Origin of the sequence: Pseudovibrio sp. Ad37 (assembly GCF_001623075.1) — a bacterium.
GTDB lineage: Bacteria > Pseudomonadota > Alphaproteobacteria > Rhizobiales > Stappiaceae > Pseudovibrio.
Genome location: NZ_LMCF01000219.1, coordinates 1 through 15,082 on the forward strand (window position 1 = coordinate 1; position 15,082 = coordinate 15,082).

At 51.6% G+C, this 15,082-nt stretch carries 17 protein-coding genes; 9 read left to right on the forward strand and 8 right to left on the reverse strand.

All coding sequences use genetic code 11. From position 1 onward, the window contains the following. Window positions 1-533 precede the first annotated feature (533 nt). From PsAD37_RS24445 to PsAD37_RS24465, 5 genes are all read right to left on the reverse strand, one after another. The gene (locus PsAD37_RS24445) at window positions 534-890 is read right to left on the reverse strand and encodes a tRNA-binding protein (RefSeq protein WP_057463587.1); all 357 of its coding nucleotides are present in this window, start codon (window positions 888-890) and stop codon (window positions 534-536) included. Between the two features lie 121 nt (window positions 891-1,011). Beyond that, window positions 1,012-1,704: a hypothetical protein gene (locus tag PsAD37_RS24450; protein WP_057463661.1), complete on the reverse strand. Its 693-nt coding sequence runs from the start codon at window positions 1,702-1,704 to the stop codon at window positions 1,012-1,014. 341 nt (window positions 1,705-2,045) lie between these two features. Continuing rightward, a complete protein-coding gene (proC, locus tag PsAD37_RS24455; RefSeq protein WP_063298311.1) occupies window positions 2,046-2,867 on the reverse strand; it encodes a pyrroline-5-carboxylate reductase in 822 nt (273 codons plus the stop codon). After that, window positions 2,864-3,364, reverse strand: a complete 501-nt coding sequence (locus PsAD37_RS24460) for a YbjN domain-containing protein (protein ID WP_063298312.1) — start codon at window positions 3,362-3,364, stop codon at window positions 2,864-2,866. Before PsAD37_RS24460 ends, proC begins: the two co-directional genes overlap by 4 nt. Before the next feature lie 281 nt (window positions 3,365-3,645). Then, window positions 3,646-3,930, reverse strand: coding sequence for an accessory factor UbiK family protein (locus PsAD37_RS24465; protein WP_063298370.1), 285 nt, complete (start codon window positions 3,928-3,930; stop codon window positions 3,646-3,648). 307 nt (window positions 3,931-4,237) lie between these two features. Between PsAD37_RS24465 and lgt the strand changes: the two genes are divergently transcribed. The 9 genes from lgt (at window position 4,238) to ychF (ending at window position 12,759) form a co-directional block, all read left to right on the forward strand. Then, the gene (lgt, locus tag PsAD37_RS24470; protein WP_063298313.1) at window positions 4,238-5,071 is read left to right on the forward strand and encodes a prolipoprotein diacylglyceryl transferase; all 834 of its coding nucleotides are present in this window, start codon (window positions 4,238-4,240) and stop codon (window positions 5,069-5,071) included. Continuing rightward, the gene (locus PsAD37_RS24475) at window positions 5,068-6,159 is read left to right on the forward strand and encodes a class I SAM-dependent methyltransferase (RefSeq protein ID WP_063298314.1); all 1,092 of its coding nucleotides are present in this window, start codon (window positions 5,068-5,070) and stop codon (window positions 6,157-6,159) included. The genes lgt and PsAD37_RS24475 overlap by 4 nt, the downstream gene beginning before the upstream one ends. Before the next feature lie 24 nt (window positions 6,160-6,183). Next, the gene (gene pgeF / locus PsAD37_RS24480; protein WP_063298315.1) at window positions 6,184-6,951 is read left to right on the forward strand and encodes a peptidoglycan editing factor PgeF; all 768 of its coding nucleotides are present in this window, start codon (window positions 6,184-6,186) and stop codon (window positions 6,949-6,951) included. A 71-nt stretch (window positions 6,952-7,022) separates the two neighbouring features. Continuing rightward, window positions 7,023-8,183 carry a Xaa-Pro peptidase family protein gene (locus PsAD37_RS24485; RefSeq protein WP_193778332.1) on the forward strand — a complete coding sequence of 387 codons (1,161 nt, stop codon included), beginning with the start codon at window positions 7,023-7,025 and terminating at the stop codon, window positions 8,181-8,183. Window positions 8,184-8,259: 76 nt separating this feature from the next. Beyond that, a complete protein-coding gene (locus PsAD37_RS24490; RefSeq protein WP_063298317.1) occupies window positions 8,260-8,763 on the forward strand; it encodes a hypothetical protein in 504 nt (167 codons plus the stop codon). Window positions 8,764-8,997: 234 nt separating this feature from the next. Then, window positions 8,998-9,933 (forward strand): ribose-phosphate pyrophosphokinase, encoded by a 936-nt coding sequence (locus PsAD37_RS24495; RefSeq protein ID WP_057463594.1) that lies wholly within the window; start codon window positions 8,998-9,000, stop codon window positions 9,931-9,933. 316 nt (window positions 9,934-10,249) lie between these two features. After that, window positions 10,250-10,864 carry a 50S ribosomal protein L25/general stress protein Ctc gene (locus PsAD37_RS24500; RefSeq protein WP_063298318.1) on the forward strand — a complete coding sequence of 205 codons (615 nt, stop codon included), beginning with the start codon at window positions 10,250-10,252 and terminating at the stop codon, window positions 10,862-10,864. A gap of 29 nt (window positions 10,865-10,893) precedes the next feature. Further along, window positions 10,894-11,658: an aminoacyl-tRNA hydrolase gene (gene pth / locus PsAD37_RS24505; protein ID WP_063298319.1), complete on the forward strand. Its 765-nt coding sequence runs from the start codon at window positions 10,894-10,896 to the stop codon at window positions 11,656-11,658. Continuing rightward, window positions 11,659-12,759 carry a redox-regulated ATPase YchF gene (gene ychF / locus PsAD37_RS24510; RefSeq protein ID WP_063290039.1) on the forward strand — a complete coding sequence of 367 codons (1,101 nt, stop codon included), beginning with the start codon at window positions 11,659-11,661 and terminating at the stop codon, window positions 12,757-12,759. 79 nt (window positions 12,760-12,838) lie between these two features. On the opposite strand, the gene PsAD37_RS24515 is transcribed toward ychF, so the two are convergent. The 3 genes from PsAD37_RS24515 to PsAD37_RS24525 form a co-directional block, all read right to left on the reverse strand. After that, window positions 12,839-13,648: a DeoR/GlpR family DNA-binding transcription regulator gene (locus tag PsAD37_RS24515; protein ID WP_208992067.1), complete on the reverse strand. Its 810-nt coding sequence runs from the start codon at window positions 13,646-13,648 to the stop codon at window positions 12,839-12,841. A gap of 75 nt (window positions 13,649-13,723) precedes the next feature. Further along, window positions 13,724-14,518, reverse strand: coding sequence for a DeoR/GlpR family DNA-binding transcription regulator (locus PsAD37_RS24520; RefSeq protein WP_063298320.1), 795 nt, complete (start codon window positions 14,516-14,518; stop codon window positions 13,724-13,726). Between the two features lie 69 nt (window positions 14,519-14,587). Continuing rightward, entirely contained in the window at window positions 14,588-15,082 is a 495-nt protein-coding gene (locus tag PsAD37_RS24525) for a GNAT family N-acetyltransferase (RefSeq protein ID WP_063298321.1), read from the reverse strand.

Genomic DNA, 15,082 nt, shown 5'->3' on the forward strand with positions numbered 1-15,082 from the left:
ACAACCCGTTCACGTAATTCTATCGGATATGGCTTGCCCATGTGCCCTCCAAAAACAAGGATGGCAACATTGAATCACAAAAAGTTAAAATGAGAAACCTGAATCAGATCTGGCGCAGCACGCTCTAATGAACTACGTCGCCTCTTTTGCCTATAAGGCACGATAGCCGGTTTCCCGGAAAGAAAGTGGCTTATCCAGACACGTTTCCATGCCCAAACAGTTCCTCCGTCTTTGACAAACACATCTGCAAAAGCAGGTCTTACTGCCGGTACATCTGCACCTGTCACCGCGTGATACCCTATAGTCCTGGGCCCTTCCCCTCAAACCATGCGGTCACGTTTGAAGTTCGGTTCACCGGACCACTGAAAGGTGCGTTACGTCTTCCAACAGCCCAACCCAGCCTACGACAAACTGACGGTCGCTCCGCCAGCAGCCCGTTACGTAGGCATAGACACAGAGTATGGGAGGAATTCAGGAGGGGAATAAGTTTTTTCCCCTCACGTCATAAAGGTCCGGCAAACCTGGAGCGTATTCTAGTGCATCCGGCCACCGTTAGGCACCTTGCTGTCGGGATGGAGCAAAACGATATCTCCATTCTCATCCGCTAGCCCAAGTGTCAAAACCTCAGACATAAATGGCCCGATCTGTCGCGGTGGGAAGTTCACAACAGCAATCACCTGACGGCCAACAAGTGCCTCAGGCGTATAGTGAGCAGTGATCTGAGCAGACGTTCTCTTCACGCCAATATCATCACCAAAATCAATCTTCAGTTTGTAGGCAGGTTTACGCGCCTCGGGAAAATCAACAGCTTCAACAACAGTGCCAACACGCACATCCACATTCAAAAAGTCATCAATACCGATGGTTTTTGTATCTTCTTTTTGGTCCATATTCTTCTCAATAACTCAAATTACAGCGTATCTCCGAAAAGTGGAAACCGGTCTTCGGAGAAAGATACGCAAAAACAAAGGCTAAAGCAGTTCTTGTGTTTCAACTTGAATGCAAACTGGTTTAGGGGCTGGCTTCAGCCCCACCATTCGCAGTTTCAGGTGGAGGTGTGCTTTTACCTGTTGGGCGTGAAGGTCTCTGGCACAAACGTCCCAGCCCTTCAATAAAGGGAGCTGCCACTTTCTCAACGCGGCAAGCGCGGCCCATCCATTTTTCACCGTTCGCCAGCATGTCGTCAACGGCAACCATAACCTTCGGGTGTCCCGGCGCGTCATCCTCAAGCCAAACCCGAACCAACCGCTCAAAACCCAAAGCCAAAGCATTGGACATACCGACACTGCGCAAACCAAATTCTTCAATGCCTGCTGCCACCAGCATCCACTTCATCGAGCGTGTCACCAGCTTGTGCATGTGCATGGCCAAAGCCGGGTCTTTCACCACTGTTTTGCGTAGGTTCCGGATCGCCTCTCTATGCGGTTCCATGATATCAAGCCGGCACATGAGGACGTCAAACAGCCGATCACGCCGTGTCTCATCCATCAGGTCAGGATCACGCTCTTTCAGAACTTTCTGGTCAATGTCCTGCATAAACGCTGCCAGCAGATCCAGCTTTCCATTGCAACACGCCCGCACCACCTCAATCTTCACACCAGCATTATCCGCGATCGCTGTATAAGTGATCTCTTCAATCCGGTGTGTTTCCAGCAACTCAATAAAACTTGCGATGACTTTCTGATGGGTCTTTTCGGTGGGCATGGCACGCTCCTGTATGGCCAACACTCCAGAGCGCATTCCGTTTGATTGGCTTCAATCAAACACTAAGAATCCGCTCCACTAAAGAAGTTAGAGTGCGGAGCGTGAATGTAAATGAACGCGACCTGCTCTAACTACGCATCAACACCTAATCATACACACAGGAGCAGCACAGATACAAAGAAAAAGCCTCAGTCTAGTAACCGAGGCTTTACTTCAATATCGAGCAATTTTGGAACCTGCTGAAAACGTATCTCCAAGAAGTGGAAACCGATTTTACGCTAAAGAGACGCGACAACAAAATCTAAAGCAGCGCGGCAGAACCTGCACAAACAGGTGCAGCTTTAGTCAGCAAGTTCTGTGGCGCGATGAGCTGCCTTTGCAACAGCCTCACTCATCAGGTTTGTCAAAGCGTCGTCTCCCATCAACACGGAAAGCGCAGCAGCCGTCGTCCCACCAGGAGAGGTCACATTCCTGCGCAAAACATCAGCATTCTCAGGAGATTGATGGAGCAGCTCACCAGAACCTGCGACTGTTCCACGGGCTAAAGCCTCTGCAAGCTCGGCATTCAGCCCTAATCGTTGACCAGCCTCACTCATGGCTTCAACCAGATGGAACACGTAGGCAGGACCGGAACCGCTGACAGCTGTTGCCAGATCAATCTGCTCTTCAGCATCCACCCAATAAAACGCACCAATTGTTTCAAGCAGGGAGCTCATCAAAGCCTTTTGCTCATCCAGAACTTCAACAGAAGCATAACCTGCAGTCACACCTCGCCCTACCTGAGAAGGCGTATTCGGTATCACGCGCATAACAGGCTGGGCTGCTCCGAACGTATCTTTAAAGCGCTTGATTGTTGTGCCCGCTGCAACAGAAAGGATGATGCTGCCCTCATCGGCAACATCAGTAAGCGTTGGCAGCACCTCTTCCATCATCTGCGGCTTGATAGCCATCAACAGTACACCTGCCATAACACCTTCTGGCACGCTCTTGTGCCAGGTGATGCTGTGTGCAGTGATGGTTTCAAGTGTGTCTGATGGTGGGTTAGGGTCAACAACCACAACATGTTCAGGTGCCATACCCTGCTTCATCCAGCCAGTAAGCATGGCACCACCCATTTTGCCTGCCCCAATCAGAACAAGCGGGCGTTCATTCGTTAGTTTCATGCATCACCGGCAGTTTCAAACATCACAGTTTCCATCGCTTCCTGTGCTGTTTTGCCAGCCCACACGACAAACTGGAACGATTGATAATACCGCTCACATGAATCAAGAGAATTAGAGAAAAGGACTTCTATCTGAGATGAATTGGCTTCTGCACCACCAGCCAGCAAAAGCGACTGACGGAAGATAACAACACCTTCACGACCCCAGATATCAAAATGTCCCATCCACTGCTGCTCGTTAATGAGCGCAAGCAGACGAACAATCTCATTTTTTCTGGGAGCAGGAACCTTGAGGTCGAACGCACTTGCCATATGCAGTGCTTCCAACTCTTCCATCCATGAAAAGGTTACGTGGTAATCACACCAAGTCCCTGTAACCGATATGGAAATCTCGTCATCACCAAGGCGTTCAAAGGACCAGTCATTACCGGTTGCAAGGTTTTCAATGGTATCAACCGGATTCAGGGGGCGTTCCGTGCCGAACTCAATAAGGCTCATTTCCGGTCCTCTTTCCGTTTGAGGAATGGTTTGTCTACCCACTCCGGACGGACGCGGGTCGAGTGATCATGGACCAGACACTTACGTGCTCTTGGATAGAAGCATGTACTACAAAGGAAGTTCCAGACCGGAACTGTTGATGCAGGACATCGAATCCCTTTTTTGCCAATATACCGATAGATTTGGCCTTTCCCCTATAGGGGAAATAGACAGATCATTGCGAAAATTGTGGACGACTCAAAGCCGCCCACAGCATATTCACATGTAATTTTCAGCCAAACCTACGCTTTGTCTTCTGGCACAGCTTTTTCATCTAGATCGGCAAGGCGCTTTTCTACTGCTGCAAGGCGCCCTTCAAGCTTTTCAACTTCATCAAGCGCTTTGATCGCCATGTCTTTGACTGTGTCAAACTCATCACGCGAAACCAGATCCATATCCGACATGAAACGCTCGGCCTGCGCTCGGAATGCGGTTTCTACTTCCCGCTTGGCACCTTGCGCAACACCAGCGGCATCGGTCATCAGCTTTGCAAACTCGTCAAACATACGATTTGGAGACTGGCTCATGGCGTCCTCTTTAAATTTCTCTCTCACAAACAAGTATTGGTCCGGCCCGTCAGTTTCAAGCGCTGAGAGCTGATTTGCACCCAGAACCCTAAAGAACCTGTCAGTAAGATGTCGAAAGCTTGTGTTGAACACCTGCCACAAACCACTTGACCAAATCCTTCACTTGTCGGAATGCTCGCTGAACTGAAGCGCATGAGGTTTGATAACCTCCGATCAAACACTTGCAATGCGCTCAAACAAACCGAATTAGAGTAAAGTGCGTGAGGGTCTCTGAGCGCAGGGCACTTTAATAACAGAAGGGTTTCATATGCCGCTCTTAGCAATACCTTTCCCGATGATTGATCCGGTTCTGATTGAATTCGGACCACTGGCCATCCGTTGGTATGCACTGGCATATATCGCCGGAATTCTTCTTGCATGGCGCTACATGATCGTAACCGTCCGCAACTCGCCACTCTGGAACAAGACAGCTCATCCAACAGCAACGGACATCGACGACTTCGTCATGTGGGCAACGCTCGGCATTGTTCTGGGTGGTCGTCTCGGATACGTCCTGTTCTACAATCTGCCCTACTACCTCGCCAATCCAGCAGACATTCTGGCTGTTTGGGAGGGAGGCATGGCCTTCCACGGTGGCTTGTTGGGCATGATTGTTGTGCTGATCATCTATTCCAGAGCACGCGGCCTGTCCGGCTGGACCATGTTTGATCTGGCCGCTATAGCTGCACCAATCGGCCTCTTTTTCGGGCGTATCGCCAACTTCATCAACTCAGAGCTTTGGGGCCGCCCGACAGATGTTGCATGGGCCGTGGTCTTCCCAACCGGCGGACCACAACCAAGACACCCAAGCCAGCTTTATGAAGCAGCGCTGGAAGGAGCACTTCTGTTCCTCGTGCTGCGCCTGTTGTCCCACCGCTTCAAACTGCTGCAAAAACCGGGCGTTCTCGCAGGCAGCTTCGCCATCGGCTATGGCCTGGCACGTACCTTTGTAGAATTCTACCGCGTACCGGATGCCCACATCGGCTACCTCGCAGGCTTCTTCACCATGGGAATGCTGCTGAGCCTGCCAATGGTTTTGATCGGCATCGCAGTCGTAATTTGGGCTCTCAAAAGAAACACGGAAATCAAAGAAGCAAAATGACCAGCTCTGCGTCCACGCCACTTCAGGAAAAAATCAAAAAGCGCATCGCGGACCATGGTCCAATGACCCTCGCTGAATATATGGGCATGTGCCTGTCTGATCCCGAGCATGGCTACTACATGCGCCAGCAGCCATTCGGGACGAAAGGTGATTTCACCACTGCGCCAGAAATCTCGCAGCTGTTTGGCGAGCTGATCGGTGCCTGGCTTATGCATCAATGGCTGTCGCAGGATTTGAAAGGCCCAGTGAATCTGGTCGAAATGGGTCCGGGCCGCGGCACTTTGATGAAAGACATCCTGCGCGTTATCTCGTTACGCCCGCAGATGCTCACCAACACTCAGATCCACTTGGTCGAAACCAGCCCATCCTTACGCAAAGCACAGCGCAAACTGCTCAAAGCCTACACAATCAAGTGGCACGACACGCTGGAGACCCTCCCAGATGGCCCAACCCTGCTCGTTGCCAATGAACTTTTCGATGCTCTCCCAATCCACCAGTACCAGCTCACCGAGCAAGGCTGGCGTGAACGATGTGTTGGGCTGGATGACGACGGCAATCTGACATTTGGCATCGGCTCAGGCACGCTGTCTCCGGCAGACGTCGCCAAAGCCGGTTTACAGGCAAAACTGGGCGATACGCTGGAACTGTCTCCAGCCTCCACCGCAATTGCCTCACAAATCGGTCAGCGCCTCAAGGCAGACGGCGGTGCTGCTCTGCTCATAGATTACGGCTATGCAAAGACGGCAACAGGCGACACGTTTCAGGCCCTCAAAAAGCACGAGTATGTCTCCACGCTGGAACATTGTGGCGAAGCGGACTTAACCGCTCACGTCAACTTTCAGGCACTCGCCAGCGCTGCCACTGCAGAAGGGGCAAACGTGCACGGCCCAATCGGTCAGGGCGAGTTTCTCCTCGGCCTTGGGCTGCTGGAGCGCGCAGGACAACTTGGGACTGGCAAATCCACACTGGATCAGGACCAGATCCGCAAAGACGTGGAGCGCCTCGCAGCCGATGACCAGATGGGCACGCTCTTCAAAGTCCTTAGCATCACCAACACCTCAGAAAAACCAATTCCTTTCCAGAATTGAACGCAAAGAAACAGGGAGAAGCCAATGATTAAAGTGCCAGAGCTTGAAGCAATGCAATGCCTTTCACATGGCTTCTTCACCCGCGAAGGAGGTGTTTCCTCCGGCATCTACAAAGGCCTCAACGTCGGCTTGGGTTCCAGCGATGTCCGTGAAGACGTTCTGGAAAACCGCCGCCGCGTTGCCGATCAACTCGGCACAACACCTGAACAGATGGTTACGCCCTACCAGATCCACTCGGCTAAGGTGCTGAGCGTATATACCCCCTTTGCTGAGGAAGATGACAAGCGCGCTGACGCTCTCGTCACCAACACCCCCAACCTCGCCATTAGCATCCTGACCGCAGACTGTGGCCCGATCCTGTTCACTGATCCGGACAACGGAGTTATCGGCGCAGCCCACTCAGGCTGGAAAGGCGCCGTCGATGGTATCCTGCCCAACACTGTTCAAGCCATGCAGCAACTGGGTGCAAATCCATCGAACATCACAGCTGTGATGGGTCCGATGATCTCACAGCAGGCTTATGAAGTTGGCCCGGAGTTTGTGGTGCGCTTCCTCGAACAGTCTCAGGACAACCAACGCTTCTTCGTTCCCTCAGAAAAGCCACTGCACAGCATGTTTGATCTGCCGGCTTTCATCAAAGCTCAACTGGACAAACTCGGCCTCAAAGACGTCATCGACCTCGAACTATGTACTTATGCGGATGCAGATAGGTTCTTCTCCTACCGAAGAACCACCCATAACAAAGAACCAGATTACGGACGCCAGATATCAACTATCATGTTGACCGCCTGATTGTGCTGACCGACGAGCAAGAGTAAGTTCTGTTTCACATTGCTTTGCAAACTATGGATTGGGAGAAGACCATGGCCCTGCACTTTGCACCGGAAGAATTTGCTGAGCGCCGTGTTGCTCTGGACACCAAACTCAAAGAGCGTCATCTCGATTGCCTGCTGATCTTCGCACAGGAGAGCATGTATTGGCTGACAGGTTTCGACACCTTCGGCTACTGCTTCTTCCAGTGCTTGATCTACCGCCCCGGTGAAGAACCTATCCTTCTCACCCGCTCTGCTGATCTGCGACAAGCCCGCAACACCTCCAACCTCAAAGACATTCGCCTCTGGATGGACGTTGCTGGCAAATCTCCGGTTGGTCAGGTCAAAGAGCTTCTGTTTGATCTCGACCTGCTCGGCACCCGCATCGGCGTAGAGTATGACACCCACGGCCTCACCGCTGCCAATGGCCGGTTATTGGACGAATCTCTCCATTCCTTCGCAGACGTAGAGGACGCCTCCGACATCATAAAAGAGCTCCGTCTGGTCAAATCTCCAACAGAACTGGAATATGTGCGCACAGCTGGCAAGCTTGCAGATGCCGCTTTCCTTGCTGGTATGGAGGAAATCAAACCCGGAGCCGACGAAGGCCGCATTCTGGCAAAGATGCAAAGCGCAGTGTTTGAAGGCGGCGGCGATTATCCGGCCAACGAATTTGTCATTGGCTCAGGCCCTGACGCCCTACTCTGCCGCTACAAATCTGGTCGCAGAACCCTCTCAGAAAACGATCAGCTCACTATAGAATGGGCGGGGGTTTACCGTCACTATCACGCAGCCTCCATCCGCACAGTCATTCTGGGAGAGCCAACGCCGCGCCATCTGGAACTCCACCGCGCCGCAAAAGATGCCCTTCTGGCTGTTGAACAAGCCATGCAGGTGGGCAACACGTTTGGCGATCTGTTTGCTGCACATGCCAACATTCTGGATGATCGCGGCCTGATGCCACACCGCCTGAATGCCTGCGGATATTCACTTGGTGCCCGCTTCACACCAAGCTGGATGGAACCGCCCTACATGGCTTTCAAAGAAAATGCACATGAAATTCAGGAAAGCATGGTGTTGTTTATGCACATGATCATCATGGATTCAGACAGCGAAACCGCTATGACTTTGGGCCAAACCTACATCACACACGCAGATGGGCCTGAAAGCTTATCACAGCTTTCTCTCGACCTCCCTGTGAAGGCAGGGTAAAGACTGCCATAATTAACCTTTACGAATCTATTGGGGCACCCCACGCTGATTCTCTGAGTGGACTTTAAGGACTGACATGCTGAAGCTCGTACTTTTACCTCGGGTATTAATCATTGCCGCTATGGCAATTCTTGCAGGCTGTGCGGCAAACCCTCTTCCCCCTTCCAGCATCGGGGACATGATTGAAACCAAGTCAGCTCCTCCGACTGTCTCTCCGGCAAAAGCAACTTTTGCATTTGAGCAGCTGACCGGACTGCCTGGCAATATTGCCGACGATCTCTCTGAGGAACTGGGGAATCGCGCAGCAGCAGCGAATCTCAACCTCGTCAGACGCGTTGGTGCACCAGCAACGTACCGAGTCAAAGGATTCTTGACCGCAGCTGGCGACCAATACACCACCACTGTCTTCTATGTATTTGATATTATTGATGCAAATGGCAACCGTGTTCACCGAATTGATGGCCAGGAGCAAACTGGCGGCAACTCTGGCGACCCATGGGCGTCTGTTTCAGGCGATGCGCTGCAAAGAATTGCGACCAGAACAATTGCTTCTTTAGAAGCATGGTTACACAGCAAGTGACCTAATAAAATCAAATAGATACACGATTACGCAGCTCAGCTTTTGCAAAAAAGCTGAGCTGCTGTGCGTTCTGGCTATTGTCGGCTTAAGACGAGGTTGCTAAAAGGCGCGCAAGGCGACCTGTCAGGACGCCTTACCAGAAGAAATCGGGTTCCACCAAGGGACGCAAATTTCCACCTCACCACCGACGAATGTCACAGGGTGAGATCAAAGCCCAAGAAGGACTTGCGGGTTATGAAAATCGTCGCGGGTAACTCCAATCGCGCGCTGGCCGAGCAAATTTCAAAGTATCTTGATGTACCATTGTCGAAGTGCCAGGTTCGCCGCTTTGCAGACCAAGAAATCTACGTTGAAATCCAGGAGAACGTGCGCGGTGAGGACGTCTTTGTCATTCAGCCTACAAGCTATCCGGCAAATGACCACCTCATGGAACTGTTGATCATCATTGATGCGCTCCGCCGTTCTTCAGCACGTCGCATTACCGCAGTGGTTCCATACTTTGGCTACGCCCGTCAGGACCGTAAGTCAGCGCCTCGTACGCCAATCTCTGCGAAACTTGTTTCCAACCTGATCACCAACGCCGGCGCAGACAGAGTTCTTACACTCGATCTGCATGCTGCGCAGATTCAGGGCTTCTTCGACATCCCAACCGACAACCTTTACGGCGCGCCGGTGATGACCCGTGACATCAAAGAGCATTATGACACAACCAACGTCATGGTTGTTTCTCCGGATGTTGGCGGTGTGGTTCGTGCGCGTGCACTAGCAAAGCGCATTGAAGCTCCTCTGTCCATCGTTGATAAGCGCCGCGACAAGCCTGGTGAATCCGAAGTCATGAACATCATCGGTGATGTGAGCGGCTACGATTGTATCCTCGTGGATGACATCGTCGATTCTGGTGGAACCCTTTGCAACGCAGCAGATGCACTTCTTGCTGCTGGTGCTAAGTCTGTCACGGCCTACATCACACATGGTGTCCTTTCAGGTGGCGCAGTGGCACGCGTTTCAGCATCCAAGCTCAAAGAACTGGTAATCACTGATTCCATCGAGCCAACGGCTGCTGTTCAGGCTGCTCCAAACATCCGCACTATTTCTATCGCCCCACTCATGGGTGAAGCGATCAACCGCACATCGCAGGAACGCTCTGTTTCCAGCTTGTTCGATTCCTAATTCGCTTTAGAGCGCGTTCCGTTTGATTGGTTTCAATCAAACGACAAGAATTCGCTCCAACAAAGGTGTTAGAGTACGATGCGTGAATGCAAATGAACGCGACGAGCTCTAATCACAAGCTTTGAGAAACCGGGGTACGCCTCGGTTTTTCTTATTGTAGGCTCGGCAGTTGCCCTTGCTCTTTCTGGGAGTATCGGGTATACGAGCCGCGTACGTCGACACCCTTGGAGGAGGCGTGCGGAGTTGGCCGTAGTTGAGCGCAGAAATCTGTCGCTCCCGCGGCCTTACTTTTATAATCAAACTAGGAGATTCCACCATGGCAAACAGCTATGAGCTGAAAGCACAGGTGCGTGAACGGGCCGGCAAGGGGGCCGCTCGTGCAGCTCGTCGTGAAGGTCTTGTACCAGCAGTAATCTACGGCGACAAAAAAGAAGCAGTGTCTATCAGCCTGCCAATTAAAGAAGCAACCATGACCCTGCATAAGGGCGGTTTCCTGTCTCACGTCGGCACAATCGACCTGAACGGCGAAAAGACTTCTGTAATTGCAAAAGACTTCCAGCTGCATCCAGTAAAAGATACTCTGATGCACGTTGACTTCCTGCGTGTTTCTGCAAACGCTACTCTGGCCGTTGAAATCCCAGTGAAGTTCCTCAACGAAGAAACTTCCCCAGGTCTGAAACGCGGTGGTGTTATCAACGTTGTACGTCACACCGTTGAAATGACTGTTCCAGCGAACGCTATCCCAGAAGCTCTCGAAATCGATCTTGGTGAAGCTGACCTCGGTTCTTCTCAGCATATCTCTGCTGTTAAGCTCCCAGCTGGTTGTGCTCCGACCATTACAGACCGCGACTTCACAATCTCCACGATTGTTGCACCAGCAGGTCTGAAAGAAGAAGACGACGCTTCTGAAGAAGGTGAAGGCGAAGAGTAATTCTCTAACTAGGGCTTGGGACAATACCTATGAAGCTGTTAGTCGGCCTCGGTAATCCAGGCCCTAAATACGAGAGTAATCGTCACAATATCGGGTTCATGGCGGCAGATGAAATTCATCGCCGCCATAGCTCATTCAGCCCGTGGCGGGCTCGCTTTCAGGCTCAGGTTTCTGAAGGCACTTTAGCAGGTGAAAAAGTCCTGCTGATGAAGCCAATGACCTACATGAACGAATCCGGTCGTTCCGTAGGTGAAGCACTCCGTTTCTACAAGCTCACCCCACAAGATGTTGTCGTGCTCTATGACGAGCTGGACCTGCCTCCTGCGAAGTTCCGCATGAAGAATGGCGGCGGTCACGGGGGCCACAATGGCCTGCGCTCCATCACAGCACACATCACGGATGCCTATCGCCGTGTACGCCTTGGTATTGGCCATCCCGGCCATAAAGACCGCGTACATCAATGGGTCCTGGGTGATTTTGCAAAAGCGGATCAGGAGTGGCTTGAGCCTCTTCTGGAGGCAGTTGCAGACAACGCTCCTTTGCTTGCACAACATCAAGACAACCAGTTCGCCAACAAGGTGACACTGGCAACACGCCCGGAAGGCTCTGGTAAACCTTACAAAAAGGACAGCTCACGCGAGGCTATTGTTAAAAAGAAGCAGGACCCTGCCAAGCCGGAACCAGAAAAAAAGCCAGCCACAAAAGCAACGGGCTATCAGGACAAAGAAGCTAACAAAAAAGGGCCGCTCGCGTCAGCGCTTGAGCAGCTGTTTGGATCGAAAGGACAAGAATAAATGGGTTTTCAGTGCGGCATCGTCGGCTTGCCTAACGTTGGTAAGTCTACCCTCTTCAACGCTCTGACGAAGACAGCAGCGGCGCAGGCAGCAAACTATCCGTTCTGCACCATTGAGCCAAACACTGGTGATGTTGCTGTGCCAGATCCACGCCAGTCCAAGATTGCAGCGATCGCTGGTTCCAAAGAGATTATCCCGACCCGCCTGACTTTCGTAGACATTGCAGGCCTCGTGCGCGGTGCGTCCAAAGGGGAAGGCCTAGGCAACCAGTTCCTCGCTAACATCCGCGAAGTAGACGCAATCGCACACGTTCTGCGCTGCTTCGAAGACGACGACATCACGCACGTTGATGGCAAGATCGATCCAATCGCTGACGCAGAAACAGTCGAAACCGAACTGATGGTTTCTGACATGGAAAGCCTCGAAAAGCGTATTGCGCCGCTTGCCAAAAAAGCGAAGTCTGGCGACAAAGACGCCAAGATGGCTCTTCCGATCATGGAACAGGCCTTGGCAATTCTTCAGGATGGTAAGCCAGTGCGCGCACTTGGCCTCACCGATCCGGAAGACGTCAAACAGCTCGAAATGCTGAACCTGCTGACATCCAAGCCAGTTCTTTACGTGTGTAACGTGGAAGAAGAATCAGCAGACAAAGGCAACAGCCTGTCCGCTAAGGTTCAGGCTATGGCAGAAGAGCAAGGCGCAGCCTCCGTTGTCATCTCAGCCGCGATTGAAGCTGAAATTGCACAGCTGGAAGACGAAGAGCAGCGTGAATACATGGCTGACATGGGCTTGGAAGAGCCAGGCCTCGACCGTTTGATCCGCGCAGGCTACGACCTGCTGCACCTGATCACCTACTTCACAGCTGGCCCGAAAGAAACACGCGCCTGGACCGTATCAAGAGGCACCAAAGCCCCTCAGGCTGCTGGCGTCATCCATACGGACTTTGAACGCGGCTTCATTCGCGCACAAACCATCGCTTACAACGACTACGTTGAGCTTGGCGGCGAAAACCCAGCTAAAGAAGCAGGCAAAGCACGCGACGAAGGCAAGGAATACATCGTTCAGGATGGCGATGTGCTGCTCTTCAAGTTCAATACATAAAAGTCTATGGCACGATTGCTATAAAACAAAAGGCGCTCAATCGAGCGCCTTTTTTATTGAAAAATCAATGAGATAAAAATTAAATATCCAACAAAACAATCTCACTGGAAGCTTCTGCCTCCACATCAGCCACGTGGACTTCTTTCACGCCTTGCACGATCAGCTTGTCAAGAATACTTGGCTCAACGCCGCTATCCACGATCAGCATATCTGCTTGAGCGCATGAATTGGCAATAAACCGGCTCGGAACGCCAATCTTGCTGGAGTTACACAGCACCATAGTTCGCTTGCAAGACGCCATGACAGCCCGCGCAAACTTGGCTTCCTCTTCCACGTAGTACATGAGATCCCCCTCGGTGGACAAACCGACAGGACAAATGATCCCCCAGTCCGCCTCAAGGCTCTCAACCGTACCCAGAGCAATCGGCCCCAAAGCCCCCTGCCCGTCGGTATAGAGATTGCCGCCAATCACATGGATGTCTGCAGCCGTCTCAGCCCCAATCATCATTGAGGCGACCGCATACGAATTGGTCGAAACCTTTATCTGCGGCACCTGAGCAAGATGCTGCGCCAGGATTGTCATTGTGCTTCCGGACTCAACAACCACATGGTCACCAGTCTTAAAGAATGAAGTTGCCAGCCGGCCAATCGCATATTTCTCGATGTAATGACTGCGAAGCCTTACCCGATATGCATCTTGGTCTCGTGGCATGAGGAAGCAAATAGAATTGTCGAAGAGTTCAAATTCCTCACGATCCGACAGCACCTTCGCCAGACTGGAGAGCTCTTCAAAATCCATTCCTAAAATATCTGCCGCAGCAGTCAATGAAATACGCCTGTGGCGCTTAACCAGATTGGCAAGAACGTCCACCATTAAGTCATTAATCATCTAAATTGGCCTAGATCCAAGATACTATTCCGGCAGTAAACAGACACAATTTTCATCAAAAGGGTTTAAAATTTATCAACTATTCAGAAGAATGAAATCTTCGCTGTCAGCGTCCTCGGAAATCGCATGAAAAACGCGCGCTTTTCTAAAATGATGATCGACTTCAGCAAAGCCCAATTCCCCATTATTATCAGTAATAAAGACGTCAACACCTTGCATTGTTTGCGCGGTATAGCGGCTGGGAACGCCCAACTTGGAACTGTCACTCAACATCATGGTCTTCTTCGCACTACGCTGCATAAGTAAGCTGGTTTCAGCATCAACCTTGTGGAAGTAGCAGGCCCCTTTTTGGATACACATGCTCGTTGGGCTCAAGATGGTCCAATCCACCTTCAGGTCACGAATACGCGCCTGCGTCTCCTCACCATGAAGCGCAGTGGTATGCACTTCCAACCTGCCGCCAATCAACTCAACGTTACACGTACGACTGTGCCGGACAAGGCTTTCCGCAATCAGCGGACTCGTCGTCGTGATGGAGAGATTTTTCTTCTCTTTCAGATGATTGGCAAAAAGGGAAAGCGTACTACCCGCCTCAATCAGCAAACGCTCACCATCCTTAATCAGGCTGGCAGCAAGTTTGCCAATGGCATTCTTCTCGGCAAACCGAGAATGCATGCGCACGCTGATATCACTCTCTGCAATGGCCTCATTCGAAACCAGGGAGCTGCCTCGCACACGCATGATACTGTTGTTTTCCAAGCCATCAACGGCATACAGGATCTCATCGACAGAGCAATCCAGTACAGTGGCCAGTAAGGAGAGCCGTATCGTTCTATAGCGTCGCACCAATTCGATTATGCGGACGATCACAACACAACCCTCATATACAATTTTATTTAATCTTTCATAAAATTAATCAAAGACTGCTTGAATGTAAAGCTAAGATCGATTGCCGGTGATGTCGCGGCCAAAAATCACCTCGTCACGCAGCAGTATGCCGTGCAAGCCTGTGACTGGTATTTCTGGCTTTAACTTACGTTCCTCATCAATGACACCCTGCACCACTTTTTCTAAGCGGAAGCCGCGTCTTTGATAAAACCGAAATGCATCCAGATTGTCGTTAGAGGTCCGCACCATAATCCGGCCAAGGCCTTCCTGCCGCGCAGCATCAACGGAAGCATCCAGCAGAAGCGTACCAACACCGCCCCATCGCTGCAGCGAATCCAGCGTGAGGATCTCCCACTCCTGCTCCCGCTTGATCAGCGTAATCATCCCCACAAGACGCCCTTCATCCAGAGCGAGATACCCAGGCAGCCGTGAGGCGTCCACCATTTCACCATCAAGCAATTGCTCAGGACTGGTCCACCGGTTGACGAGCAGCTCAACAACCTGCTCTCGATCTTCTGGTTCAATAGCTCTTACTTGGATTGACAC